Source organism: Acinetobacter pseudolwoffii (genome assembly GCF_002803605.1).
GTDB lineage: Bacteria > Pseudomonadota > Gammaproteobacteria > Pseudomonadales > Moraxellaceae > Acinetobacter > Acinetobacter pseudolwoffii.
Window position 1 is genome coordinate 151,673 of record NZ_PHRG01000001.1, and the last position, 25,832, is coordinate 177,504.

General features: G+C 42.7%; 20 protein-coding genes and 1 tRNA gene. 7 read left to right on the top strand and 14 right to left on the bottom strand.

The window, feature by feature from the left end:
* Positions 1-8: 8 nt before the first annotated feature.
* The 8 genes from sucC to sdhC all read right to left on the bottom strand — a co-directional run bounded on the left by sucC (position 9) and on the right by sdhC (position 11,151).
* Positions 9-1,175 (bottom strand): ADP-forming succinate--CoA ligase subunit beta, encoded by a 1,167-nt coding sequence (gene sucC, locus CWI32_RS00765; protein WP_005096289.1) that lies wholly within the window; start codon positions 1,173-1,175, stop codon positions 9-11.
* 172 nt (positions 1,176-1,347) lie between these two features.
* Positions 1,348-2,778: a dihydrolipoyl dehydrogenase gene (gene lpdA, locus CWI32_RS00770; RefSeq protein ID WP_005096288.1), complete on the bottom strand. Its 1,431-nt coding sequence runs from the start codon at positions 2,776-2,778 to the stop codon at positions 1,348-1,350.
* A gap of 95 nt (positions 2,779-2,873) precedes the next feature.
* Positions 2,874-4,088 carry a 2-oxoglutarate dehydrogenase complex dihydrolipoyllysine-residue succinyltransferase gene (gene odhB / locus CWI32_RS00775; protein ID WP_100534412.1) on the bottom strand — a complete coding sequence of 405 codons (1,215 nt, stop codon included), beginning with the start codon at positions 4,086-4,088 and terminating at the stop codon, positions 2,874-2,876.
* Positions 4,089-4,106: 18 nt separating this feature from the next.
* Positions 4,107-6,929 carry a 2-oxoglutarate dehydrogenase E1 component gene (locus CWI32_RS00780; protein WP_074383181.1) on the bottom strand — a complete coding sequence of 941 codons (2,823 nt, stop codon included), beginning with the start codon at positions 6,927-6,929 and terminating at the stop codon, positions 4,107-4,109.
* Positions 6,930-7,751: 822 nt separating this feature from the next.
* Positions 7,752-8,462 carry a succinate dehydrogenase iron-sulfur subunit gene (locus CWI32_RS00785; protein WP_005171970.1) on the bottom strand — a complete coding sequence of 237 codons (711 nt, stop codon included), beginning with the start codon at positions 8,460-8,462 and terminating at the stop codon, positions 7,752-7,754.
* Between the two features lie 14 nt (positions 8,463-8,476).
* Positions 8,477-10,375: a succinate dehydrogenase flavoprotein subunit gene (gene sdhA, locus CWI32_RS00790; protein ID WP_005171973.1), complete on the bottom strand. Its 1,899-nt coding sequence runs from the start codon at positions 10,373-10,375 to the stop codon at positions 8,477-8,479.
* Positions 10,376-10,387: 12 nt separating this feature from the next.
* Positions 10,388-10,753 (bottom strand): succinate dehydrogenase, hydrophobic membrane anchor protein, encoded by a 366-nt coding sequence (sdhD, locus tag CWI32_RS00795; protein ID WP_005096282.1) that lies wholly within the window; start codon positions 10,751-10,753, stop codon positions 10,388-10,390.
* The gene (gene sdhC, locus CWI32_RS00800; protein WP_074383085.1) at positions 10,753-11,151 is read right to left on the bottom strand and encodes a succinate dehydrogenase, cytochrome b556 subunit; all 399 of its coding nucleotides are present in this window, start codon (positions 11,149-11,151) and stop codon (positions 10,753-10,755) included. Before sdhC ends, sdhD begins: the two co-directional genes overlap by 1 nt.
* A gap of 1,008 nt (positions 11,152-12,159) precedes the next feature.
* Here sdhC and gltA point away from each other — a divergent pair.
* From gltA to CWI32_RS00815, 3 genes are all read left to right on the top strand, one after another.
* Positions 12,160-13,434 carry a citrate synthase gene (gene gltA / locus CWI32_RS00805; protein ID WP_005096279.1) on the top strand — a complete coding sequence of 425 codons (1,275 nt, stop codon included), beginning with the start codon at positions 12,160-12,162 and terminating at the stop codon, positions 13,432-13,434.
* Between the two features lie 150 nt (positions 13,435-13,584).
* Positions 13,585-14,088 carry a hypothetical protein gene (locus CWI32_RS00810; protein WP_100355279.1) on the top strand — a complete coding sequence of 168 codons (504 nt, stop codon included), beginning with the start codon at positions 13,585-13,587 and terminating at the stop codon, positions 14,086-14,088.
* Between the two features lie 372 nt (positions 14,089-14,460).
* Positions 14,461-16,086 (top strand): NAD+ synthase, encoded by a 1,626-nt coding sequence (locus CWI32_RS00815; RefSeq protein ID WP_100534413.1) that lies wholly within the window; start codon positions 14,461-14,463, stop codon positions 16,084-16,086.
* 215 nt (positions 16,087-16,301) lie between these two features.
* On the opposite strand, the gene CWI32_RS00820 is transcribed toward CWI32_RS00815, so the two are convergent.
* Positions 16,302-16,378, bottom strand: a tRNA-Met gene (locus tag CWI32_RS00820).
* 176 nt (positions 16,379-16,554) lie between these two features.
* On the opposite strand from CWI32_RS00820, the gene CWI32_RS00825 reads away from it, so the two are divergent.
* Together CWI32_RS00825 and CWI32_RS00830 are read left to right on the top strand one after the other, a co-directional pair.
* Positions 16,555-16,959 carry a hypothetical protein gene (locus tag CWI32_RS00825; protein ID WP_005171986.1) on the top strand — a complete coding sequence of 135 codons (405 nt, stop codon included), beginning with the start codon at positions 16,555-16,557 and terminating at the stop codon, positions 16,957-16,959.
* A 240-nt stretch (positions 16,960-17,199) separates the two neighbouring features.
* Positions 17,200-17,640 carry a universal stress protein gene (locus CWI32_RS00830; protein ID WP_005096273.1) on the top strand — a complete coding sequence of 147 codons (441 nt, stop codon included), beginning with the start codon at positions 17,200-17,202 and terminating at the stop codon, positions 17,638-17,640.
* A 53-nt stretch (positions 17,641-17,693) separates the two neighbouring features.
* Here the strand turns inward: CWI32_RS00830 and CWI32_RS00835 are convergent, their stop codons facing one another.
* Together CWI32_RS00835 and CWI32_RS00840 are read right to left on the bottom strand one after the other, a co-directional pair.
* A complete protein-coding gene (locus CWI32_RS00835; RefSeq protein ID WP_074383182.1) occupies positions 17,694-17,990 on the bottom strand; it encodes an MGMT family protein in 297 nt (98 codons plus the stop codon).
* Between the two features lie 198 nt (positions 17,991-18,188).
* Positions 18,189-19,688, bottom strand: a complete 1,500-nt coding sequence (locus CWI32_RS00840) for a cation:proton antiporter (protein WP_005171990.1) — start codon at positions 19,686-19,688, stop codon at positions 18,189-18,191.
* 229 nt (positions 19,689-19,917) lie between these two features.
* Between CWI32_RS00840 and CWI32_RS00850 the strand changes: the two genes are divergently transcribed.
* Positions 19,918-20,472, top strand: coding sequence for a hypothetical protein (locus CWI32_RS00850; RefSeq protein WP_100534415.1), 555 nt, complete (start codon positions 19,918-19,920; stop codon positions 20,470-20,472).
* A gap of 243 nt (positions 20,473-20,715) precedes the next feature.
* Here the strand turns inward: CWI32_RS00850 and ypfJ are convergent, their stop codons facing one another.
* Together ypfJ and CWI32_RS00860 are read right to left on the bottom strand one after the other, a co-directional pair.
* Positions 20,716-21,621 (bottom strand): KPN_02809 family neutral zinc metallopeptidase, encoded by a 906-nt coding sequence (gene ypfJ / locus CWI32_RS00855; protein WP_100534416.1) that lies wholly within the window; start codon positions 21,619-21,621, stop codon positions 20,716-20,718.
* 48 nt (positions 21,622-21,669) lie between these two features.
* A complete protein-coding gene (locus tag CWI32_RS00860; protein ID WP_086044017.1) occupies positions 21,670-22,596 on the bottom strand; it encodes a DUF808 domain-containing protein in 927 nt (308 codons plus the stop codon).
* Between the two features lie 189 nt (positions 22,597-22,785).
* On the opposite strand from CWI32_RS00860, the gene trpS reads away from it, so the two are divergent.
* A complete protein-coding gene (gene trpS, locus CWI32_RS00865) occupies positions 22,786-23,799 on the top strand; it encodes a tryptophan--tRNA ligase (protein ID WP_005172000.1) in 1,014 nt (337 codons plus the stop codon).
* A 352-nt stretch (positions 23,800-24,151) separates the two neighbouring features.
* Here trpS and lysS read toward each other — a convergent pair whose 3' ends face one another.
* Positions 24,152-25,681, bottom strand: coding sequence for a lysine--tRNA ligase (gene lysS, locus CWI32_RS00870; protein ID WP_005172002.1), 1,530 nt, complete (start codon positions 25,679-25,681; stop codon positions 24,152-24,154).
* Positions 25,682-25,832: the final 151 nt, after the last annotated feature.

Sequence of the window (25,832 nt, forward strand, 5' to 3'; positions counted from 1 at the left end):
GATACTCCTTAAGCTTTTACAGCAGCAACGATTTTTTCTGCAGCGTCAGCAAGACCATTTGCAGAAATCAATTTCAAACCTGATTCATCCAGTAATTTTGCACCCAGTTCCGCATTGTTGCCTTCGAGGCGAACAACCACAGGAACGGTCACATTTACTTCCTGAACCGCCGCAATAATTGCTTCTGCAATCATGTCACAACGTACAATTCCACCAAAAATATTAATCAACACACCCTGCACAGAGTGATCTGCCAGAATAATTTTAAAAGCTTCAATCACGCGCTCTTTGGTCGCACCACCACCGACATCGAGGAAGTTGGCAGGTTGACCACCATAAAGCTTGATAATATCCATGGTTGCCATCGCAAGACCGGCACCATTCACCATACAGCCAATGTTCCCTTCCAATGCCACATAGTTCAGATCAAATTCAGATGCTTTGAGTTCACGTTCATTTTCCTGAGACTTATCACGTAGCGCAGCCACTTCAGGCAAACGGTACAGTGCATTCGAATCAATCCCGATTTTGGCATCCACACACAGAATATCGCCATTTTCACGTACCGACAGCGGATTGATTTCAAAAAGTGCAAAATCATTGTCTACAAATGCCTGATAAGCAGCAGTCATGACTTTAACAAATTGATTAATTTGGCCATCTTTGAGTTTTAGGGCAAAAGCCACTTCGCGAGCCTGAAATGGCATGAGCCCCACTAAAGGATCAACTTCAACTTTAATAATTTTTTCAGGGGTTTCTTCGGCCACTTTCTCAATTTCAACACCGCCTTCAGTCGATGCCATAAAAGTAATGCGGCGGGTTGAACGATCGACCACCGCACCCAAATAAAGTTCGCGCTCAACAGGATAAACATCCTCAGATACTAAAATGCTATTTACCGGCTGACCATTGGCATCGGTCTGATAAGTTACCAGGTTTGAACCGATGATCTGGTTGGCATATTCAGCAGCCTCGGTAGCCGATTTAACGACTTTTACACCACCGGCCTTCCCACGACCACCTGCATGCACCTGAGCTTTCAGTACTGCGAACTTTCCACCTAACTGCTCAAAAGCATGTACCGTTTCATCGGCATTGGTGGCAAGTATCCCTTCCTGTACCGGCATACCATATTTTTTTAATAGCGCTTTTGCTTGATACTCATGTAAATTCATTCAATAACCTTTTATTACTTCTTTGCCTTGTTATAAACCCACCAGTACCCAGACGTCCGTCAAAGCAGTACCAGCATTTCTTAAAATCGTTATCTTTATTTTTAGATGATTGTTCCCATAAAAACAACCATGAAATGTAAAAAGAGCGACCTAAGCCGCTCTTTTTTTAATTTTATTTACGTTTGCGTTGAATCGCATGAATCGCACGACCATCGACCGCAAGTGCAGCTTCGTGTACCACTTCAGAGAAAGTTGGATGACCAAAAGTCATCAACTGTAGATCTTCAACTGAAGATACAAACTCAAGTGCAATCATACCTTGGTGTACGATGTCAGACGCAGCAGGTCCAATCACGTGCATACCCAATAGACGATCTGTTTTCGCATCAGCAACAAACTTCACAAAACCGGCATTTTCGCCAGCAGCCATTGCACGGCCGTTTGCAGCAAAACCGAATTGACCGGTTTTCACTTCGTGACCTTTGTCTTTGGCTTGCTGTTCTGTTAAACCAACCCACGCCGCTTCCGGATGGGTATAGATGACAGAAATAATCGTGTCGTAGTTGACTTGAGCGGCATGACCGTGAATACGTTCAACGGCCATTACGCCTTCTTCCATGGCTTTATGCGCAAGCATAGGACCACGAACCAAGTCACCAATTGCGTATACGCCGTCCACAGACGTTGCACACCAATCGTTCACTTCAACCAGACCACGCTCAGTCAGTTTAATGCCGCAATCATCCGCCAATAAACCTTCAGCATAAGCACGACGGCCTACACATACGATTAACTTGTCGAAAGTTTGAGTCTTGTCTTCACCGCCCTGAGTGTACTTCACAGTCACTTCAGAACCGTTCACTTCAGTACCAGAAACTTTCGCACCAACGCGAATATCAAGACCTTGCTTAGTCAACAGTTTTTGGTAGTCTTTTGCCAGGGCTTTATCAGCCATTGGTAAGAATGCATCCATTGCTTCAAATACAACAACTTCAGCACCCAGACGACGCCAAACTGAACCTAATTCAAGACCGATAACGCCCGCACCAATTACGCCTAATCGTTTCGGTACTTCTTGGAATTCAAGTGCGCCAGTTGAGTCAACAATAATGTTTTGATCAACAGGTGCAGATGGGATATTGATTGGCACAGAACCAGTCGCAAGAATCACGTATTTTGGTTCTAAAATTTGAGTTTCGCCTTCATGAGAAACGAACTCAACTTTTTTACCGGCAAGTAATTTACCTGTACCTTTTAACCATTCGATGCCGTTGCCTTTCAGCAAGCCATCAATACCCATGGTCAATTGGTCAACGATTTTGTCTTTACGCGCTAAAAGTTTAGCAAGATCAAATTTCACTTCACCCGTGGTAATACCGTGATCATCTAGATGCTGCACTGTATCTTCGTAACGGTGAGAAGAATCAAGCAAAGCTTTAGACGGGATACAACCCACGTTTAAGCAGGTGCCACCTAAAGATGGCTTGCCTTTATGAATACGTTTTTCGATACACGCAACTTTGAAACCAAGTTGAGCTGCACGAATTGCTGCTTCGTAGCCGCCCGGGCCACCACCAATTACGACTAAATCGAATTGAGACATGTTTATCTCCAAATAATCCCCTTTAATCTCCCTTCAAAAGGGAGACCTAAGCCCTCTTTTTAAAAAGGGATTAGGGAAGATTCTTAATAAATAAATTACAGATCAAGGATAAGACGCGCTGGCTCTTCTAACAATTCTTTGATTGTTACAAGGAAACCGACTGCTTCTTTACCATCGATTAGACGGTGGTCATAAGACAATGCAAGGTACATCATAGGCAAGATTTCTACTTGACCATTCACTGCCATCGGACGTTCCTGGATTTTATGCATACCCAGAATCGCAGTTTGTGGCGTGTTCAAGATCGGAGTAGATAACAATGAACCGAAAGTACCACCATTGGTAATCGTGAATGTACCGCCAGTCATGTCTTCGATGCCTAATTTGCCATCACGCGCTTTCGCAGCGTATGCACGAATACCGTTTTCAACTTCGGCATAGTTCATGCGGTCTGTATCACGAAGTACAGGAACCACCAGACCACGCTCAGATGAAACTGCAACACCAATGTCATAGTAACCGTGATAAACAATGTCATCGCCATCGATTGATGCGTTCACTGCCGGATAGCGTTTTAGCGCTTCAGTTGCTGCTTTAACAAAGAATGACATGAAGCCAAGACGTGCACCATGACGTTTTTCAAACGCAGCTTTGTATTGAGCACGCATTTCCATGATTGGTTTCATGTTCACTTCGTTGAACGTGGTCAACATTGCAGTTTCTTGAGTCGCTGCAAGTAAACGTTCAGCAACACGCTTACGAAGACGTGTCATTGGAACACGTTTTTCGATACGTTCGCCCACAGCAACGCTTAATGGCGCAGCAGCAGGAGCAGCTGGTTTCGCTTGGTGGTTTGCCACATCTTCTTTGGTGATGCGACCGCCACGACCTGTACCCGCAACATCAGCTGCTGCAACACCAGATTCAGTCAATGCTTTACGCACTGCTGGCGCTTGGTCTTGTACTTGCTGACGTTCAACGATTGGTGAATTACCTGCTTCAGTATTCGCCGCAGCTTGTTCAACTTTCTCTTCAGACTGAACTGCTTGAGTTTGAGCAGCGCCAGAAACAGCACCTTCTTCAAACTGTGCAATGACTTCAGCTGAAAGTACAGTGTCGCCTTCATTTTTAATGATAGAGGCAATTGTACCGTCTGCAGGAGCAACAACTTCTAAAACAACTTTATCAGTCTCAATATCACAGATCACTTCATCACGTGATACTGCTTCACCTGGTTGTTTGTGCCAAGTTGCGATCGTACCGTCCGCAACTGACTCTGGGAATACCGGTGCTTTAATTTCGGTTGCCATTACTTAGAATCTCCTGGATTATTCAGCGTCGATCGCAAGCGCGTCGTTGATGAGCTGAGCTTGTTGTTTTGCATGCAAATATGGTGAACCACAAGCCGGTGCAGCAGATGCTTCACGGCCAGCGTAGCTAATACGGACTTGTTTATCCGCTTTCATCACATCGTCATATAGACGCGGAGCGATGAACAACCAAGCACCTTGGTTTTTAGGCTCTTCTTGTGCCCAAACCAGTTCTTTCACATTTGGATATTGTGCAAGGACTTCTGTCAGGCGTTTTTCTGGGTATGGATATAATTGTTCAATACGCACAATCGCAGTATTGTTCAATTCTTTTTCACGACGTTTTTCAATCAGGTCGTAATACACCTTACCACCACACAGAACCAGACGGGTTACATCTGACTTGTTGATGTTGTCCACTTCATCAATCACGGTCTGGAAGCTACCGTTTGCAAGTTCTTCTAGCGTAGACGTTGCAAGTTTGTGACGAAGAAGAGACTTCGGTGAAGTCACGATCAATGGCTTACGGATTGGACGAATCGCTTGACGACGTAAAGCATGATAAATCTGTGCAGGCGTCGTCGGTGTGATCACTTGCATGTTGTCTTCAGCACATAGCTGTAAGAAACGCTCTAAACGTGCAGATGAATGTTCCGGACCCTGACCTTCAAAACCGTGTGGAAGAAGCATGGTCAAACCACAGACACGTTCCCATTTGGTTTCACCAGACGAGATGAACTGGTCAATCACAACCTGTGCACAGTTCGCGAAGTCACCGAATTGCGCTTCCCAAATGATCAAGCTCTTAGGAAGAGTCGTCGCATAACCATATTCAAATGCCAATACCGCCATTTCTGACAACAATGAGTCATAGATTGCAGTACGCGGCTGGTTTTCTTTCAGGTTACACAGCGGAAGATAAGTTGAACCATCGACCTGGTTATGCAGTTTTGCATGACGGTGTGAGAAGGTACCACGACCTACGTCTTCACCGGTTAAACGAAGCAAGTAACCATCATCTAGTACAGTTGCATACGCCAGAGTTTCAGCAGCACCCCAGTTCAGTGGCATTTCACCCGTTTGCATTTTCAGACGGTCATCGATCACTTTCGCAACCTGACGCTGCATCACGAAGCCTTCAGGAAGTTCGCGCATTTTCGCGCCAAGTTCTTTTAGACGCTCGATCGGGAAAGTCGTATCCCATTCGTCTGTGTAGTCATGACCCAAGTAAGGCGTCCAGTCCACAAACATTTTCTTGTTCGGTTCAAGTACCAGCGCATTGGCAACGTGATTACCCGCTTCCAGATCTGCACGGTAATTTTCAACCATTTGATCTGCATTTGCACGATCAAGAACACCCTGTTGTACCAGTTGATCCGCATAAAGCGTACGCGTGGTCGCTTTCTTGCTAATCACTTGATACATCATTGGTTGAGTTGCAGCCGGCTCATCCGCTTCGTTATGACCACGACGACGGTAGCAGAACATGTCAATCACAACGTCTTTACGGAAAGTATGACGGAAGTCATGTGCCAATTGTGAAATGAACACCACAGCTTCAGGATCATCCCCATTGACATGGAAGATCGGCGCCTGGATCATTTTCGCGATATCAGTACAGTATTCTGTAGAACGCGCATCACGTGGATCAGAAGTGGTGAAACCCACCTGGTTATTAATCACAATGTGCACTGTACCACCCACGGTATAACCGCGAGTTTGTGACATCTGGAAAGTTTCCTGGTTGACGCCCTGACCTGCAAATGCAGCATCACCATGTACGATTAATGGCAATACGTCATCGCCGCCAATGTCTTTACGACGGACTTGACGTGCACGTACCGAACCCTCAACCACAGGGCCAACGATTTCCAAATGTGACGGGTTAAACGCCAATGCCAAGTGAACTTCGCCACCTTGGGTCATCACGTTTGAAGAGAAGCCTTGATGGTACTTAACGTCACCAGAACCTTTCTTGTGAATCGATTTACCTTCAAATTCACCAAACAGGTCAGCCGGGTTTTTACCCATGATGTTAACCAGAAGGTTCAAACGGCCACGGTGAGGCATACCGATTACAACTTCTTTACAGCCAACAGAACCTGCACGCTGAATAATTTCGTTAACCATCGGGATGAATGATTCACCCCCTTCAACGCCAAAACGTTTTGCACCAACAAACTTATTACCTAGATATTTTTCCAGGCCTTCAGCTGCGGTTAAACGTTCAAGGACATGTTTCTTTTGTTCAGCATTAAAACCATATTGACCGCGTGCACTTTCCAGACGTTGTTGAATCCAACGTTTCTCTTTGGTGTCCACGATGTGCATGTATTCAGCACCGATTGAACCACAGTAAGTGGCTTCCATTGCCTGAACCATCTCAGCCAAAGTCGCTTCTTCTTTACCGATCGCCAGGTTGCCAGTATTGAATACCGTATCTAGGTCCGACTGAGTTAAACCATGCGCAGCAAGATCTAGATCAGGCACAACTTCACGTTTCGCCAAACCCAATGGATCCAGTTTTGCTTTCTGGTGACCACGATTACGGTATGCAGCAATCAGCTGCAACACGCCAATTTGGCGACGTTCATGCTCTGAGCTGACAGTTGATTGAACAACAGGCTGAATACGGCTTGAATTACGACCTAAAAGTAGGAATTGCTCACGTACATTACTGTGTGGTTGATCACCTTTTGGGAATTTACCGAAGTATTCTTGCCAGTCAGCACCTACTGAATCCGGAGCCGTCAAATACTGCTCATAAAGTTCTTCAATATACGCTGCACTATCAGCGCTAAGTTCAGTGTCAAGACGCAGAGCGTCAGCAACTTCTTGCATTTGTGGACCCATTTCCTATTGCAAAAACATTTTCAGGATGCTTTTTAAGCAAAACCCAGGATTATTAGTGTCAGATTGATAATATGACACTAGTCCCCCATAAGGCATAAGCCATGAGGCGTTATCACCACACCAAGAAAATCTTGATATGTTTAATGAACAATAACACCCCTCAGCGGTATCATTACTCATTGAATACCCGATCGAAACCGGGCAATTTTTTGCAAATCGACTTAGAAAAAACAAGTAGGAACAAAGATTTTTTCTAAAGCGACTCAAGCCTACCTTTATATACCAGTCCCTGGTTATGCAATGTTTAAAAAATGTACCTGAAATGGCATTTTCTAAAGATAGTCATAGGCTAAATGCTAACATGTTCTCAAGTTTTCAATTGATTTTTTTGACACATACCTTTCATAAATTGGCTAAATACAGTTCAGATATTTTACTCTAACCTATGGTGCTTTATCTCAAAAATAGATTCAATGTAGACTTAAGTCCTAAGCATTTCCGATAAATAAAAAGAGAGCAAACCTTTCAATCCACTCCCTCCTTAAATTTCCGTTATATAATAACATCGTTCTTGTTATTTTTCAGGTCAGTTTTACAGCTAAAAATCATAAATACCCCAAATAATTACATGTTCTTGTTCTATGGCACTTAACATCACCCGTCATTTCCTGACTACCTGACTCAACTTTATACATTTTAAGTATAGTATCTTTATTTTTATCTGATGATTTTTTATTTTGCTTCAATGGTTTGCACAAAAAAAAGCACACCTTGTGGTGTGCTTTTTTCCAAACTGCTATCAGCAGCCTATTAACCTGCCATATCTAAAAGCATATTACGGATGTGACCGATTGCTTTAGTTGGGTTCAAACCTTTAGGACACACAGATACACAGTTCATGATGCCTTTACAACGGAACAATGAGAATGGATCGTCAAGACGAGCCAAACGCTCTTGTGTTCCAGTATCACGCGAGTCAATGATGAAGCGGTAAGCGTTCAACAATGCTGAAGGACCTAGGAACTTGTCCGGATTCCACCAGAATGACGGGCATGAGGTTGAACAACATGCACATAGAATACATTCATACAGACCATCAAGATGCTCACGCTCTTCAGGAGACTGTAAACGTTCCTTTGGAGGCGCAGGCTGGTTGTTGATCAAGAATGGATGGATCTTGTTGTACTGATCGTAGAACTGGTTCATGTCAACCACCAGATCTTTCACTACAGGAAGACCAGGCAATGGACGAACAGTAATTTCATTGGGTAAATCGTTCAGGTTCCAAAGACACGCCAAACCATTTTTACCATTGATGTTTACACCATCAGAACCACAAATACCTTCACGACATGAACGACGGAACGTTAAAGATTCGTCTTGTACTTTTAATGCTAGAAGTGCATCAAGCAACATACGGTGCTTGTCAGTCAATTCCAGTTTAAAAGTCTGCATGTACGGTGCTTTATCCTTGTCAGGATCATAGCGGTAGATATGAAATGTACGAGTACCTCTACTCATCTGAATTCTCCTGATTAGAATGTACGTGGTTTAGGTGGAATCGCGTCAACCGACAATGGACGGTAACGAACTGGCTTGTACTCAAGACGGTTGTCCACAGAGAACCATAATGTGTGCTTCATCCACTCATCATCACGACGACCATATGGATAATCCGCATGATCCGGTGACAATTCGAAATCTACCACAGTATGCGCACCACGACATTCTTTACGCGCAGCAGCTGAAATTAAGGTCGCTTTTGCAACTTCATACAAGTTTTCAACTTCTAATGCTTCAACACGTGCAGTGTTAAATACTTTAGATTTGTCTTTCAAATGAATATTACGAACACGTGGTTCAATTGCAAGAATCTGCTTTACACCTTCCTCAAGTAGTGCCGATGTACGGAATACACCTGCATGATCTTGAACGATGTCACGAATCGCATCTGCAACTTCCTGAGCATTCTCACCTGTTGTGGATTCGTCAAGTTTACGAATACGCGCAACCGTTTGCTCAAGTACAGTTGTTGGTAGTGGCTCGTACTCATCACCGTGATGTTTAGTCACATAATCGATGATGTGTTTACCCGCAGCCTTACCAAATACTACCAAGTCAAGCAGTGAGTTGGTACCTAAACGGTTTGCACCATGTACAGATACACATGAACATTCACCAATTGCATAGAAACCTTTCACTGGCTTAGTGAAATCACGTTCGGCTGCATTGGTCGAATAAACATCGGTATCCTTGTTGTAATGTGCCGCCAGCGCTTCAGTTTCGCGTGACTCAGGCACAACAACCTGACCATGAATATTGGTTGGAATACCACCCATTTGGTAATGGATTGTTGGTACTACTGGAATTGGTTCTTTGGTGATATCCACGTTCGCGAATTTCTTGCCAATTTCGAATACCGATGGCAGACGCTTCATGATTGTATCCGCACCTAAATGCGTCATATCAAGCAGGATATAGTCACCTTTAGGACCACAACCACGACCCTCTTTGATTTCCTGGTCCATAGAACGTGATACGAAGTCACGTGGCGCCAAGTCTTTCAAAGTTGGAGCATAACGCTCCATGAACGGTTCGCCATCTTTGTTACGAAGGATTGCACCTTCACCACGACAGCCTTCAGTCAACAATACACCTGCACCCGCAACACCCGTAGGGTGGAACTGCCAGAATTCCATATCTTGCAATGGAATACCTGCACGCGCCGCCATGCCAAGACCGTCACCAGTATTGATATAGGCATTGGTAGATGCACGGTAAACACGACCCGCACCACCGGTAGCAAACAATGTGGCTTTACCTTGGAATACAGCAATTTTACCAGTTTCCTGGTCAATTGCAGTGACACCAAGTACGTCGCCTGCTTCGTTACGGATCAAATCAAGTGCGATCCATTCTACGAAGAATTGTGTACCCATTTTCACGTTGCTTTGATAAAGCGTGTGAAGAAGTGCGTGACCTGTACGGTCGGCAGCAGCACATGCACGTGGCACCGCTTTTTCACCGTAGTTCGCAGAGTGGCCACCGAATGGACGCTGGTAAATTGTACCATCAGCGTTACGGTCAAATGGCATACCCAAGTGTTCTAATTCGTATACCACTTGAGGTGCTTCACGCGTCATAAATTCGATTGCGTCTTGGTCACCTAACCAGTCCGAACCTTTTACTGTGTCGTAGAAATGGTAGTGCCAGTTATCTTCTTGCATATTACCAAGAGATGCACCAATACCACCCTGCGCTGCCACAGTGTGAGAACGGGTTGGGAAAACTTTGGTCAGTACCGCAACTTTCAAACCAGCTTGAGCAAGTTGGTAAGATGCACGCATACCTGAACCACCACCACCCACGATGACTGCATCGAAGGTTTCGTGTGGAATATTTGTGTAATCTTCTTTAGGGTTTATAGCGCCCATGATTGTTTCCTATCAATTCGCCCAAAAAATCTGGATCGCCCAGATTGCATATGCCAACACAGCAATAATCACTGCTGAAGTCAGTACAATACGCAAACCATTCGCCGAAGGACCCATTTGACGAGTCGTCACATAGTCTGTGAAAACTTGCCACATACCAATCCAAGCGTGTGCAACAAGAGATAAGACTGACAATAAAGATAGAATCTTCATTGGAGTTGTCATCATGAAGCCATACCATTGTTCATAGCTGAATCCACTGTTACACAGGATCCAACCCAAAATAACAACGGTATAAACAGCCAAAATAACAGCACTAACACGTTGGAGAAACCAATCGCGAGAACCTGAACCTGTTAAACCAGTAGCGCTTTTCATTAGAGTACGATCCATACAAATGCTGCAACAATACCGATTGCAGACAAGATTAATGCGATAGTAGATGCGACACGGCCACTTTCTAATTCTTCAGCAACGCCAATGTCAGCAAGTAAATGCTTAACACCCGCAATAAAGTGAAAAATCAAGCCGGCGACAAATACCCATACAATGAAGCGAACAATGAAACCATTCATGATTTCTTGAACTTGCGCAAAACCTTCAGGTGAAGACAGTGATTTGTCTAAAATCCAGAGAAGGACCGGTACGAGTAAGAATACGATAACACCTGAAAGACGGTGTAGAATTGATGCAATAGCCACGGGCGATTTTAAGTTTACTTCTAAAACTTGACCCATGGACAAATTGACAGGTCTGTTGCTTTTCACAGCGGGCATCCTGTAAGTAAAAACTCCATCCGGAGTTTGTTGGAATTAATTCGAAGGAAAGCTGGCATTCTTAGGCAAATACATGCCTAAAATCAAAACGACACTGAATTATAAAACGTCAACTATTAAAACACAAACAGATGGATTTGGCTTTTTCAAGAAAAACCCTTTAAATAAGAATCATTAACAACAACATATGAGGTTCTTTAGTGACTAAGAATCCACTAACTTTCATCTATATAATTGTTTTTAAATAATTAACTTGATCAATTTACTCTGTTATTCTTTTTAAAGCCAATTACCGCTATTTAGACTAAAGATGCACAGTTGCAGCACAAATCTTATTTAAAATCTCGATTTAATTTAAATGGAAATCAAGCTCATACAGGTAGTGCAGCAGTTATTAAGATGGGTCTGCTTTCAGGTATAATTATAACCTGAGCTTAAAGAGTCACTTAGACTGCACTCGATGATGGATTTTTTGATCGCTTTAGAGGATTTGGATTCGAAAAATCACTCATTTATTTTTAGACTGGGGACCTTTGCTGCAAAGTTGGCCATTTATTAAGCTATTTTTTAATCAATTGAATCAAGTCAAAAATTTAATTAATTGCTTTTATTTATAATTCTGCATGTGCAAAGGAAATGAGTAAAAACCATGTAAGTTATGAGATTTATATAGTTTTAACAACTCCCAATAAGATCAGCGATACTTTTTCGCAGCATTTCTTAGTCTGAAAAAACGCTTACAAATAATTCAGGCCCTCTATTTTTTTCTGCACCTCTGTTTAAATTTGACTTATTATAGATGTTTGATGCTGTGATTTTACTGAACTTTTTATACCAAGATGGTGTGACTAAGCCGCTGTGCAAGCGTCATTTTTTCATCCATAAGTATAATTGACAAAATTTCAGTACTCACTAATCTTATAGCAAATTTTTGATCCATCCGTTTTGTGCATTAAAAGATTGATAGACAACTCGGATATACATTCACCAGGACAGGAGATCTATTGAATGTCTGAAGCAACTGGCAAGAAAGCCGTTTTACAGCTTGATGGCAAAGAAATTGAACTACCAATTTACAGCGGCACATTGGGCCCAGATGTAATCGACGTTAAAGATGTGTTGGCTGCAGGTCACTTTACTTTTGATCCTGGTTTTATGGCAACAGCGGCGTGCGAGTCTAAAATCACCTTCATCGACGGTAACAAAGGTGTACTTTTACACCGTGGCTACCCAATTGATCAATTGGCGACTAAAGCTGATTACCTAGAAACTTGCTATTTACTTCTTAATGGCGAACTTCCGACTGCTGAGCAAAAAGAAGAATTCGACGCTAAAGTACGTAACCACACAATGGTTCACGACCAAGTTAGCCGCTTCTATAACGGTTTCCGTCGTGATGCGCATCCTATGGCGATTATGGTGGGTGTTGTTGGTGCGTTATCTGCGTTCTACCACAACAATCTGGACATCGAAAATGTTGATCACCGTGAAATCACAGCGATCCGTTTAATTGCGAAGATCCCTACTTTAGCGGCTTGGAGCTACAAGTACACAATCGGTCAACCGTTTGTTTACCCACGTAACGACTTGAACTACGCTGAAAACTTCCTTCACATGATGTTCGCGACTCCTGCTGATCGTGATTACAAAGTTGATCCTATCCTTGCTAAAGCAATGGATCGTATCTTCACGCTTCATGCTGACCATGAACAAAATGCCTCTACGTCTACAGTACGTTTAGCTGGTTCTACTGGTGCTAACCCGTATGCATGTATTGCTGCTGGTATCTCGGCACTTTGGGGCCCTGCTCATGGCGGCGCGAACGAAGCTGTTCTTAAGATGCTTGATGAAATCGGCTCTGTAGAAAACGTTGCTGGCTTCATGGAAAAAGTGAAGACTAAAGAAGTTAAACTGATGGGCTTCGGTCACCGAGTTTACAAAAACTTCGATCCACGCGCGAAAGTCATGAAAGAAACTTGTGACGAAGTTCTTGGTGCGCTTGGCATCAACGATCCACAACTTGCTTTGGCTATGGAACTTGAACGTATTGCACTTTCTGACGAATACTTCATCAAACGTAACCTATACCCGAACGTAGACTTCTACTCAGGTATCATCCTTAAAGCGATTGGTATCCCGACAGAAATGTTTACTGTGATCTTCGCGCTTGCACGTACTGTTGGCTGGATCAGCCACTGGTTAGAAATGCACAGCGGTCCTTACAAGATCGGTCGTCCTCGTCAGCTTTATACTGGTGAAGTTCAACGCGATATCGCTCGTTAATTCGAACGGCGTTGCAAGACAGAAAACCACCCTTTGGGGTGGTTTTTTTAGTGCTGACAAAATCCTACATATAGCCTCTTTAATTCCTTTTAAAATGCATGAACCTCGACCATATTCATAGATTGAAAACTTGAACAGGATCTGTACTTGATGTTGTTGTATGCCCTACCGTTTATTTTAAGATTCATCCGTTTTGAACAGTTCAAGTGCCGCAGCCTAACGCCCGGTGAAATCAGAATCTGTCAGCAGGTATTTGGCAATCTGATTGACTATTCGGCAGTCAGGATCATGAATCACCCATATTTACCCTGGCAATCCAGACATGTGATTATGGCACCCAGTGGTTATATCCATGCACGAAATTTAAATTATCGGGAAGACTATTCATGTGAAAGCTTGGCCTATCAGGCACTGTTTATTCATGAGATGACCCATATTTATCAATACCAACAGCAGATTAATGTGGTTTTAAAGGGCGCATTTCTACAAAGTGCTTATCTTTTAAGCTTAGGGAAATATAATCCTTACAAATATCAATTTAATCCCAACAAATCATTTTCACAGTATAATATTGAACAACAAGGTGATATTGCCCGAGATATTTTTCTTAAAAAAATACCCAATATTATTTTAGATAGTCAAACAATCAATTGATATATAATCATTTTTATTCAAAATATCATCTTGATTTGGCATTTTGAAAATCAAGACCATGAATAAATGATTTAAATCCTGAGATTTATTCATGTGCAGAAAATCTACATATTCTTTATTTTTGGATAATAACTTTTCATTTCAACATTCATTCTCGCAAAACAGCTCTAGCTTCTGGATTAAATTTCGATAAAATAACCCAAGTATGATATTTTAGCTCGCAGATCAAGATTTAACGATCATGTGATAAAGACGTTTTTTCTTTTGCCATTTGGCATTTTTTTAAGTATCAAAATGCACTCAGCTGGATAATTAGAATTATAAAAATCAGTGATTTAGTGTATTAACCTATAGGAATAGGATTTAATTGGAATGAAAAGTTTTAAAATTGCGATTGCTCAGTTCTCTCCACATGTGGGCAATTTGGATGCAAATACTCAAAAAATGATTGATCAGGCCAATCAGGCTAAAAAAGATAAGGCTGATCTGATTATCTTCCCTGAGCTTGCAATCTTGGGCTACCCTGCAGAAGATCTATTAATTCGTCCAAGTCTGGCCAAACGCACCAAAGCTGCTTTTGAAAAACTGACTGAAGTCAAAGATATTGTGATGGTCTTCGGTTTTGTAAATCAAACTGAAGATGGCCAGCGTTATAACTCAGCAGCCGTCATGAAAGATGGTGAGGTGCTGGGTATTTATAACAAACAGGTGTTGCCAAACTATGGTGTATTTGATGAAAAGCGTTATTTCGGTGAAGGTCATCAACATCTGGTATTTGAATATCTCGGACACAAATTTGGTGTGCTGATTTGTGAAGACGCATGGTCTTTAGCTACTGTACAGCAGCTGGCAAAACTCAATATCGAAACTGCTCTGGTACTGAATGCCTCTCCATATGAAGTGGGTAAACCACAACACCGTATCGAGACCATGGCAGCTCTGGTAAAACAATTGAATATCAATCTGGTCTATTGTAACCAGGTCGGTGGTCAGGATGATCTGATCTTTGACGGTACCAGCTTTGTGTTAAATAAATCTGGCGAAGTCGCGCTACAGGCCCCAAGTTTCCAGGAAAGCCTTTCTATCGCAGAATATGATGCTGAACAGCTTCAATTTAGCAAAGGTACAATTACACCTGCGCTGGACACCATGGCTGAGATCTATCAGAGCCTGGTGATGGCAACCCGTGATTATGTACAGCGTTCTGGCTTCCCCGGCGTGATTCTGGGCCTATCGGGTGGGATCGATTCTGCCCTGACCCTTGCGATTGCTGCAGATGCCATTGGTGCAGACAAAGTTCAGGCGGTCATGATGCCTTATACCTATACCGCGCAAATCAGCGTAGAAGATGCGGCTGAACAAGCAAAAAATATGGGTGTAACTTTTGGTATTGCCGAAATCAATCCGGTAGTAAACGGCTTTATGCAGGTACTCTTCCCGTTCTTTGGAAGCGCCCCGGCAGATGCGACTGAGGAAAACCTGCAAGCACGTTCGCGTGGCACCTTATTAATGGCGCTTTCCAACAAGTTCGGCAATCTGGTGCTTGCGACCGGAAATAAATCTGAACTGGCTGTAGGTTATTGCACACTGTATGGTGACATGGTTGGTGGCTATGCCGTCTTAAAAGATGTGTACAAAACCATTGTATTTGAACTGGCGAAATATCGTAACAGTATTTCAGAAACACCCGTGATTCCAGAACGTGTTATTACTCGTCCACCATCAGCAGAACTGCGTCCAGATCAGGTCGATCAAGACTCTTTACCTTCGTATGACATTCTGGATGCCATCCTGTATTCATACATCGAAGAAGACATGAGTCAAGACGATATTATTGACAAAGGTTTTGATGCCGAGGTGGTGAAAAAAGTCATCCGTCTGGTCGACATGAATGAATACAAGCGCCGCCAAGGTGCAATTGGACCACGAATCAGTTCACGTTCTTATGGGCGCGAACGTCGTTATCCAATCGTCAATGGCTGGAAAGCAGGTAACTAAGCCCTTTTCTTAGTTATTTAAATCGAATCGCCCGAGTGAATACTGGGGCGATTTTTTTATATCGACGCTAAAAGTAGAAAATTAATCAACAATCACAGAAAAATAATTTTGGAAATATCTGAAATTTTACTGGATGCTTCAAATAATTTTTATCATGCGCCATACTTTTTAAAAGACAAAAAAAGAGACCAAGCTGAGAGCTTGGTCTTTTAAAATGGTGGCTATGACGAGACTTGAACTTGTGACCCCCGCATTATGAGTGCGGTGCTCTAACCAACTGAGCTACATAGCCGTAAACTGTGTGCGCATTATCGTAATTTCAGGTGCTATCGTCAAGCATTTTAAAACACAAATGTTCAGTCTTTATGCAAATGAAGAATAAACTCTTAAACTTTAAACAATATTAGATTTTTTATTTGGTATTTCACATATTCTTATGAAGAACTTTAATGCTTGGAGCTTTCACCGATGTACAAAATTAACATACTGATTCTTTTGCTCAGCACTTTAGCAATCACCGCCTGCCAAGTGATTTCTCCTATTTTTGTCAACTACAATGGAGTACGTCGCGATGTGGCACAGTGGATTAATCATCAACAATTCATGAGCATGCAACAGAAACGCACCTTGGCGCAATTAAGTCGGGCTCAACAGCAAATCAAGCGTTATCCGGAATATGATCAGACTCAACGACTGGCCATTGCCAAAGAAAATCAGATTGCATTCTATTGTGCACGTTTGCATGTGAACGAACATAAAATCCAGCAACTGCAACAACAAATTTTCGCACCTGAGACGCAGGCGATTTTAAATCAATATGAACAACTGGCACCACAAATCAAATTGGACCCGGCATCCATTCAATGTGATTGACAATCAGCTTGAATATTTCTATAAATCCATATAATTCAATTACTTAAAATTAATAAACCATGAAGCTTAAAACTCAGAAATCTGCGTTTAACTGTTTAATCTATTAGACATTATACCTATGTATTTACTTGGTTTTATTTTTATACAATACAGGCTATGATCAAAGTATAAACAACTATTCGTACTCGGTTTAACGCGTCATCATTTTTATAACACTTAATTCCCAACAGGAGAATTCTAATGCCTTTTGAACATATTTTAGTTCCTATTGACGGTTCGGAAACATCTTATGCTGCCGTTGATAAAGCAGTCGAAGTTGCCAAAGCATTTAACAGTAAAGTGACAGTGGTACAGGTACTGACACTCGACCCTTATATTGCTGCGGAATATATCTCTGCAGCGCAAACCAACGACCTGATTGAACGTGCTCGCACCTCGATCTTAAAAACTCTGGATGAAGCCAAAGCAAAATTCTCTGGTGCAGGTGTTGAAGTAGATACCCAGCTACTTGAAGGCCAGGTGATTTATAGCGAGATTGTCAAAGCAGCGAAAGATTTAAATTCTGACCTGATCATAATTGGTTCACATGGCCGTACTGGCTTCAAGAAACTGTTCCTGGGCAGCGTAGCTCAAAGCATTCTAGGTCAGGCCGATATTCCAGTGATGGTTATTCGCAAGTAATCCGTGCATCAAACTCAAAATCCCCACTTTCTAAAAGCGGGGATTTTTTATATCTAGACCCAACCATCCCACTGATAGCGTTTTAAATCCACACGATCACCATTCAGCACAATCCCTTCCTGTATCAGCTTTTGTTGCTGAATATTCTGGCCAGATGAATCAAGCTTGTTCAGACTGATTTTAGCTTGTGCATTGATCACCCGATACCAGGGAATGTCGGTATTTTCTTCCAGATGACTTAAAACCCGACCCACTAAACGTGCATGTTGAGGTAAACCGGCCAGTCTGGCAATCTGCCCATAGGTTGCAACTTTTGCATAAGGGATCTGACTGACCACAGTCAAAATCATCTCTGCCATTTCCTGACTGGCTGAACTTGTCTTGCTGCATTTCATCTGTTCAATAGTACCTTTAAATAAAAGATCACGCCCTGATCCCCCTATTAACAGCTATAGGAAAATAATCACGCCTGATTAAATGCTGAGTCAAGCGATCTCATTTCACTATTAAACATAATCCAGTAGCGCTTTATCTTCTGGATTTTATCTTTAGAAATTATCTGGATTTTCCAGCCGTTTTACCTCTTGAACTTTGTCTGGATGATGTACAGTAGCAACACCATCGATATCTTTCTGATCAATCAGAATCTCTGGCTGAAAAATAGTGATGGTTTCATTTCCTTTGACATCTTCTCCAACAATATATTGAAAACCCTTACGGTTCAGCTTGTGGCACATACGCTGGTACCAGCCTTTAAAGCCCTGTGTGTCTTCCTCGGGATTATAGTAAAAAGCATTCATCACCGCAGGTAAGCCCAGACCACACACCAGACCCGACAAGAGCACCACAATAAAGGTATAGCCCACCAAGATACTGCTATAAGCCTCTAGCTGAGGAATATTGGCCACCGCCAGAATAAGCGCCAGGGAAATCCCGCCACGCACACCGCCCCAGGACAAAATCGTTAAACTGCCGTTATAGCTTTTTCGGCGTATTTTGGGGAACATGGCAAATGCCAAGTGATTGGCAGCAAAGCGCGCTAGATGTAAAATAATAAATGCCACAATCCCGCCCAAGACCAGACTGGTACTCAGGTCAAGAATAAACAACTCCAAGCCAATCAGAGTAAACAGGAAGGAGTTAATAATCCCTTCAACCGTATGCCAGAAATGGTTCACGTCACCAATATCGGCATCGGCCAGAATTTCTTTCCATTTATTACCGACAATTAAGCCACCAATGACACAGGCAATCGGTGCTGAAGCATGGGCCAATAAAGCAATAAGATAAGAGCCACATGCCAATAAAGCAGTGGTCAGAATCAGTGACTCCATTTCATGCTTGCCACGCAAGATTCTTAATATTGCAAAGCCAAATCCCAGACCAATCAGTACGGCCACCACAATCTCATACAATAAAGTTTGCATGACAGCCAGTACCGTAAAGTTTTCGCCTTGCAGAACATTGAGCAGGGTCATAAATAAGGCGATACACATGGCATCATTAAATAACGATTCGCCTTCCAGCTTGACAATCAGATGATGCGGTGCGCGAACTGAACTCAATACGCCTTTAATGCCGATCGGATCAGTCGCACCTAAAGCCGCACCAAGTAATAACAACACCAGTAAATCCACATGATTACCAATCAGGAACTGATAGCCATATAAAACTGCACCAAAGAACACCGCGCAAAAGACCAGCGCTAAACTTGCCAAAATACCAATCGGTCGCCAATGATTACGTAAATCTGAAACCTTAAACTTCAGTGCAGATGAGGTCAGAATAAAGCAGATCACCCCATTGATCAGAAAGTCATAAAAATCGATGTTACGAACAGCCTGCTCGATATTGTCAATATTAATACTAAAGAATGGATTACCTTGTAATAAACTGGCGCCCCATTGCAAAATAAAAACAAAGATGGCCGAAACAATCGGAACACCGATCGCTTGCGGAAAACCTAAAACACGCTTATTAAACATAGTGGTGGCAATGGAAAGTGCAAAGACCACCGTGAGTAGCTGAAGAAAAAAGAAATTTCCCATTCGGTTTCCTAAAGTCGGGCGAGATGGAGCAATATGCGCCGAGCGGCATGGTCAAAATAGAGATTTGAATAGCAGAGCATTAATAAAAAGGCATTCTAGCAAAACAAGTTTAATCCTCTTTTTATCGAATTGAGTTAAGTTTCTTTTCAGTATTTCCGAATGATGACTTAACATACAGATCAGCACTCGGCTTTTGCTTTCCCATCTTTCTATTTTGAATTTTTCTCCCATGCACCAAACTGTCAAAACCATTTTTCGTCTTTGTTTTGCGAGCGTGATTTTTCTGATCACCTTATCCTTATGTTTTACCTGCTTCGCTAAAATTCAGGAGATTCTGCAGGCAGAACAGCATTATCAGCAGGCAACCCGTATTCCCTTGAAAAGTACAACTGGCGAACAGTATGTTTTGGTATCTAATAACCAGCGACCGGACAATGCCATTTTTATTCTGATTGCAGGAAATGGTTATGTGGCCAAAATCAATTGTGAGCATTACAGTGCTTTATGTAGTGATGAGGACAATCAATCACATACCCGTCAAATCCAGAGCGCCCACCTAATTAAAGCGGGAAATCTGTTTTATATTGAAAAAATTCAATTTAGAGATAGCCGGACTGGCAAAGTCACGGCTCTCGAATATACCAACCATGATATGCAGCAGTTCTATCAAAATGACATCAACAATCTCAAATATACGGTCTTTGCCATTGCCTTGTTTGCTTTGGCCGCCTTATTTGTCAGTATCAAGATATTAAGAAATTTCCGGCGTTTTCTGCATAAATAAAAAAGGATTGCCTGCTCCACAGCTGCCCCACAATTGAATTAAGTAGATTTTGGAGATGCGAGTGTGACAAGGAGGTCACACCTTAGCCATCACGACAAGCATGTTGTGTATGGCGAACAAAAGACTTTTGCCTGCTTTTGACCTGTCAAAAGCAGGATTTCATGACGTCATAGATTCAAACTATAACCAAAGTTAAAATGATGAGAAGCAGTGGCACCTGCTCCTTTTTTATCTGGAAACAAGCTAAATATTTTGGTTAAAGGTATCGCAATTCGAAACCTGACCCGATTTCAAGCCGGTATTAAACCACTGTACGCGCTGCGCACTGCTGCCATGGGTAAAGCTGTCCGGTACCACCTGCCCGCGAGCACGTTTCTGTAAATAGTCATCACCAATTTTATGTGCGGCATCCATAGCTTCCTGCACATCTCCCTGTTCCAGAAACTGGGTGCGCTGATGATTATGGTAGGCCCAGACTCCAGCCAGACAGTCTGCCTGCAATTCTTGGCGCACTGAAAGCTGGTTACTCTGTACCTCGCTTGCCTGCTGACGTGCCTGCTGTACTTGAGAGGAAATCCCCAAAATCGTCTGGATATGATGACCTACTTCATGGGCCACCACATAAGCCTGCGCAAAATCTCCGGCCTGATCATTACGGGAGAGTTCGGTGGCATTCTGTTCCCCACTAATCCCCATCTGAGTACGCATATCTTTAAAGAATGCGGTATCGATATAAACTTTCTGGTCTGCCGGACAGTAGAAAGGTCCCATCGCCGCCTGAGCCGTACCACAACCCGAATTCACAATGCCATTGAACAAAACCAGTTTCGGGGGAACATACTGCTGATTTAACTGCTGCTGAAACACCTGAGTCCAGGTATCTTCAGTATCTGCCAGTACGGTGCCGACAAAATCAATCGACTCCTGCTGTTCCGGCGTAGGATTTTCCAGACCCCGTGTTTCCGCCGTACCCGATACGCCTTGGGTGACCTGTTTGGTGGTTTGATAAGCTTGCTGTGGATCGACGCCGAAGAATTTCCAGGCCACAAAAGCCACAATCAACCCAATAATACTGATTCCGCCAGCTTTGGCACCACCACCGCGACGGTCTTCTACATTACTACTGACACGACGACCTTTCCAACGCATAGTTTTTTCCTTTTCTTCATCTGCTCAATTTGCAGATATTTTTGCATCTTAAGCTTTTGATGATTTGGGCCAGATTTTTTTAATCAGGCTGATGACCAGCATCACCAGCAGACCCGCTAAAATTCCCACGGCGAAATTAATCAAGGTCGGTGTCAGGGCACCTACAATATTTCCGATACTGGGAATATCCTGTACATAGCTAACACTATCTTCAGTAAAGTGGTGAATAACAGGAATAGCATGATTAATAATTCCCCCACCGACCAGGAACATCGCAGCAGTTCCAACAACTGATAAAATTTTCATCAGAATCGGGGCAAATGCCAACAAGCCGCGTCCTATTTGTTGTTTAAAATCGGACTGCTGCTCGGTCAGATGCAGACCGATATCATCCAGTTTGACAATCAGGGCAACAAAACCATAGACCCCGATGGTCATCACGATCGCGATCAGGCTTAAAACGGTAACTTTGGTCAGCATAGAGGCTGCTGCCACCGTCCCCAAGGTAATCACGATAATTTCAGCCGAAAGGATAAAGTCGGTGCGAATCGCGCCTTTGACTTTTTCATTTTCAAACTGGTGCAAATCTGTTTCAGTCTGGATCAGTTGCTCACGGGCCTGTTCAGCATCCTTGGCCTTCGGTGTATACAAGGTGTGTACGATTTTTTCCACGCCTTCATAACACAGAAACAAACCACCCAGCACCAATAAGGGGTTAATCAGCCAGCCGGCAATAAAGCTGATTAACAAGGCCAGCGGCACTAAAATCAGCTTATTGACAAAAGAACCTTTGGCCACTTTCCAGACTACTGGTAATTCACGATCTGCCCGTACGCCTGACACTTGCTGTGCATTTAAAGCCAGATCATCACCGAGGACGCCTGCTGTTTTTTTGGCTGCCATTTTGCTCATCACAGCCACATCATCCAAGACCGTCGCAATATCATCTAATAATAGTAATAAACTGCTCGCCATACTTATTATCCTTATCATATTTCAGTTTATTTTAATCAAAATTCTTAAAAATATTGTATTCACTTGTTTAATTAATAAGATTTTTTTAATACAGCTTTTTTTCTGGCTGACAATCAAAAACAGAATACCGTACAATATTGCCATTCGTTAAAATACAGCTGTAGTACTGACTACCCTTTGGAATAAATAATGAGTAATCAAGATAATCGTCCAGTGATCTTGACGGGCGACCGTCCTACCGGACAACTTCACCTCGGCCACTTTGTCGGTTCATTACGCTCTCGTGTAGGCCTGCAAGATTCTCACCATCAACACTTGTTACTTGCTGATGCTCAAGCACTCACCGATAATGCCGATAATTTTGAAAAAGTACGTCGTAACATTATTGAAGTGGCAACGGATTATCTGGCTGTCGGTATTGATCCAACTAAAACTACAATTTGTGTTCAGTCATGTTTACCTGCCTTAAACGAACTGACGATGCTTTACCTCAATTTCGTGACGGTGTCACGTTTAGAGCGTAACCCGACCATTAAATCTGAAATCCAGATGCGTGGTTTTGAGCGCGATATTCCAGCGGGTTTCTTATGCTACCCGGTGGCTCAGGCAGCAGACATTACGGCATTCAAGGCCACTGTTGTTCCTGTGGGTGAAGATCAGATTCCAATGATCGAACAGACCAATGAAATCGTGCGTCGTCTGAACCGTCAAATCGGTCATGACCTGTTACCAGAATGTAAAGCGCTACTGTCTAATGTCGGCCGCCTCCCTGGTTTTGATGGCAAAGCGAAAATGTCAAAATCTTTGGGCAATACCATTGTGCTGGATGCGACAGATAAAGATATTAAAAAAGCCGTCAATGCCATGTATACCGATCCGAATCATCTTCGTGTGGAAGACCCAGGTCAGGTTGAAGGCAATGTAGTATTCACTTATCTGGACGCCTTTGATCCAAACAAAGAAGAACTGGAAGAGCTTAAGGCATACTACCGTCGTGGTGGTTTAGGCGATGGTACAGTGAAAAAACGTCTGGAAGGCATTCTCAAAGAATTGATTGGTCCAATCCGTGAGCGCCGTATGGAGCTTGCTAAAGACCCTGACTATATTATGGATATTTTAAAGACCGGAACAGATAAATGTCGTGATATTACTCAGGCGACTTTAGATGAAGTGAAAACCGGTTTAGGTGTATTCCGTTTCTAAACATAAAATGACCACCTAAAGCTCTTCATATGAAGGGCTTTTTTATTGCGAGGTGTTTATGCACGATAAAGCAGCAAACTCGCCCATAGAATCTCCATAGTTTTAACCTTAATTAACATCTATTAACATGAATACTGCTGAGTCAAGCCTTACCGGGTCGTATTATAGCTACATACAGTAAGGAATCAAATTTAACTCTCTCCACAGTTAAGCTTGATGTAGTTTGAAAAAACATTCCTTTTTCTACGCAATGATCACCCCAATCATTGCGTTTTTTTTGTCTTTAATTTTTTAGTATAGCGATTTAAAGCATAAAAAAACCCGCCTAAGCGGGTTTTCTAAAATTCAGCACTTATGCATTTTTATGACGCATATGCGGGAACAAGATCACATCACGGATACTTGCTGCATTAGCAAAGATCATCACCAGACGGTCAATACCAATACCTTCACCGGCTGTTGGCGGTAGGCCATATTCCAGTGCTTCTACAAAGTCTGCATCATAATGCATCGCTTCATCATCACCCGCATCTTTTTCCGCAACCTGTGCCTGGAAACGTTCCGCCTGGTCGATTGGATCATTTAATTCCGAGAAGCCATTTGCCAGTTCACGACCACCAATAAAGAATTCAAAACGGTCGGTGATGTGCGGATTATCATCATTACGACGTGCCAATGGAGAAGTTTCCGCTGGATATTCCGTAATGAATGTTGGTTGACGCAGTTTGGTTTCAACTGTTTCTTCAAACACAATCGTTTGCAGTTTACCCAGACCAAAACCTGGCTTCACTTGCTCTTTCAATTCTTCTTGAAGGAATTTTGCCAGGAACTCACGGTCATTGACATTTTCCGGAGTAAATTGCGGGTTATTTTCCAGAATTGCATCAAACATTGAAATTTTCTTGAATGGCCCTTTGAAGCTATACACTTCATCACCATAAGGTACATCGGTCGAACCCAAGATATCCAGCGCCAGTTTTTCCAGCATCTGCTCGGTCAATTCCATCAGATCTTTATAATCTGCATAGGCTTGATAGAATTCAATCATGGTGAATTCTGGGTTGTGACGCGTAGATACCCCTTCGTTACGGAAGTTACGGTTAATTTCGAACACACGTTCAAAACCACCCACCACCAAACGTTTTAAATAAAGCTCTGGCGCAATACGCAAGAACAATGGCATATCTAGTGCATTATGATGCGTTTCAAACGGACGCGCAGAAGCACCGCCTGGGATCACATGCATCATTGGCGTTTCAACTTCCATATAACGTTTTTCAGTCAGGAAGGCACGAATACCTGCAACCACTTTGGCACGAATTTCAAACGTTTTACGGGTTTCTTCGTTCACGATCAGATCAAGATAACGTTTACGATACTTCACTTCAGTATCATTCAGACCGTGGAACTTGTCTGGCAGCGGACGCAATGATTTGGTTAATAATTCAAAATGTTCGATGTGTACATACAGATCGCCTTTGCCTGAACGACCGATATAACCTTCGATTGCAATAATGTCGCCAAGGTCTAGACCTTTGATGGTCGCAAGTACATCTGCAGCGAGTTCTTTACGGGCGACATAAAGCTGGATACGACCTGTCATGTCCTGGATCACAATAAATGAACCACGGTTTAACATCACACGACCGGCAACTTTGACGTAGACCTTTTCGCCTGCTTCAATTTCTTCTTTAGATTTATCAGCGAACTGGTCTTGTAAATCTTGGGCATAATGCTCACGCTTAAAGGTATTTGGCCATGGGCTTTTACCAGTTTCTTGTGCCTGAGCTTCGATTTGCTTTAACTTGGCATGACGCTGTGCAATTAAATCGTTTTCGGAAATGATTTGTTCAGAAGTCGATTGAGCGTTAGTTTGCGTCATCTCTGCCTCGAATAAGATTAGTTAAAAAATAGAAGTTGCATAGAATAGCAGAAATCCTACCCAAATCGTAGCTTAAACACTCTCAGGAAGCGGCTTTTCTTTGGAAAAATCCACTATCTCGGCATTTTCCCAACCTTATCCCCTCAATCTA

Excerpts from the sequence above, each read along its gene's own strand:
- sucC (WP_005096289.1), bottom strand. The coding sequence starts at position 1,175 with ATGAATTTACATGAGTATCAAGCAAAAGCGCTATTAAAAAAATATGGT.
- lpdA (WP_005096288.1), bottom strand. The coding sequence starts at position 2,778 with ATGTCTCAATTCGATTTAGTCGTAATTGGTGGTGGCCCGGGCGGCTAC.
- odhB (WP_100534412.1), bottom strand. The coding sequence starts at position 4,088 with ATGGCAACCGAAATTAAAGCACCGGTATTCCCAGAGTCAGTTGCGGAC.
- CWI32_RS00780 (WP_074383181.1), bottom strand. The coding sequence starts at position 6,929 with ATGCAAGAAGTTGCTGACGCTCTGCGTCTTGACACTGAACTTAGCGCT.
- CWI32_RS00785 (WP_005171970.1), bottom strand. The coding sequence starts at position 8,462 with ATGAGTAGAGGTACTCGTACATTTCATATCTACCGCTATGATCCTGAC.
- sdhA (WP_005171973.1), bottom strand. The coding sequence starts at position 10,375 with ATGGGCGCTATAAACCCTAAAGAAGATTACACAAATATTCCACACGAA.
- sdhD (WP_005096282.1), bottom strand. The coding sequence starts at position 10,753 with ATGAAAAGCGCTACTGGTTTAACAGGTTCAGGTTCTCGCGATTGGTTT.
- sdhC (WP_074383085.1), bottom strand. The coding sequence starts at position 11,151 with ATGCCCGCTGTGAAAAGCAACAGACCTGTCAATTTGTCCATGGGTCAA.
- gltA (WP_005096279.1), top strand. The coding sequence starts at position 12,160 with ATGTCTGAAGCAACTGGCAAGAAAGCCGTTTTACAGCTTGATGGCAAA.
- CWI32_RS00810 (WP_100355279.1), top strand. The coding sequence starts at position 13,585 with ATGTTGTTGTATGCCCTACCGTTTATTTTAAGATTCATCCGTTTTGAA.
- CWI32_RS00815 (WP_100534413.1), top strand. The coding sequence starts at position 14,461 with ATGAAAAGTTTTAAAATTGCGATTGCTCAGTTCTCTCCACATGTGGGC.
- CWI32_RS00825 (WP_005171986.1), top strand. The coding sequence starts at position 16,555 with ATGTACAAAATTAACATACTGATTCTTTTGCTCAGCACTTTAGCAATC.
- CWI32_RS00830 (WP_005096273.1), top strand. The coding sequence starts at position 17,200 with ATGCCTTTTGAACATATTTTAGTTCCTATTGACGGTTCGGAAACATCT.
- CWI32_RS00835 (WP_074383182.1), bottom strand. The coding sequence starts at position 17,990 with ATGATTTTGACTGTGGTCAGTCAGATCCCTTATGCAAAAGTTGCAACC.
- CWI32_RS00840 (WP_005171990.1), bottom strand. The coding sequence starts at position 19,688 with ATGGGAAATTTCTTTTTTCTTCAGCTACTCACGGTGGTCTTTGCACTT.
- CWI32_RS00850 (WP_100534415.1), top strand. The coding sequence starts at position 19,918 with ATGCACCAAACTGTCAAAACCATTTTTCGTCTTTGTTTTGCGAGCGTG.
- ypfJ (WP_100534416.1), bottom strand. The coding sequence starts at position 21,621 with ATGCGTTGGAAAGGTCGTCGTGTCAGTAGTAATGTAGAAGACCGTCGC.
- CWI32_RS00860 (WP_086044017.1), bottom strand. The coding sequence starts at position 22,596 with ATGGCGAGCAGTTTATTACTATTATTAGATGATATTGCGACGGTCTTG.
- trpS (WP_005172000.1), top strand. The coding sequence starts at position 22,786 with ATGAGTAATCAAGATAATCGTCCAGTGATCTTGACGGGCGACCGTCCT.
- lysS (WP_005172002.1), bottom strand. The coding sequence starts at position 25,681 with ATGACGCAAACTAACGCTCAATCGACTTCTGAACAAATCATTTCCGAA.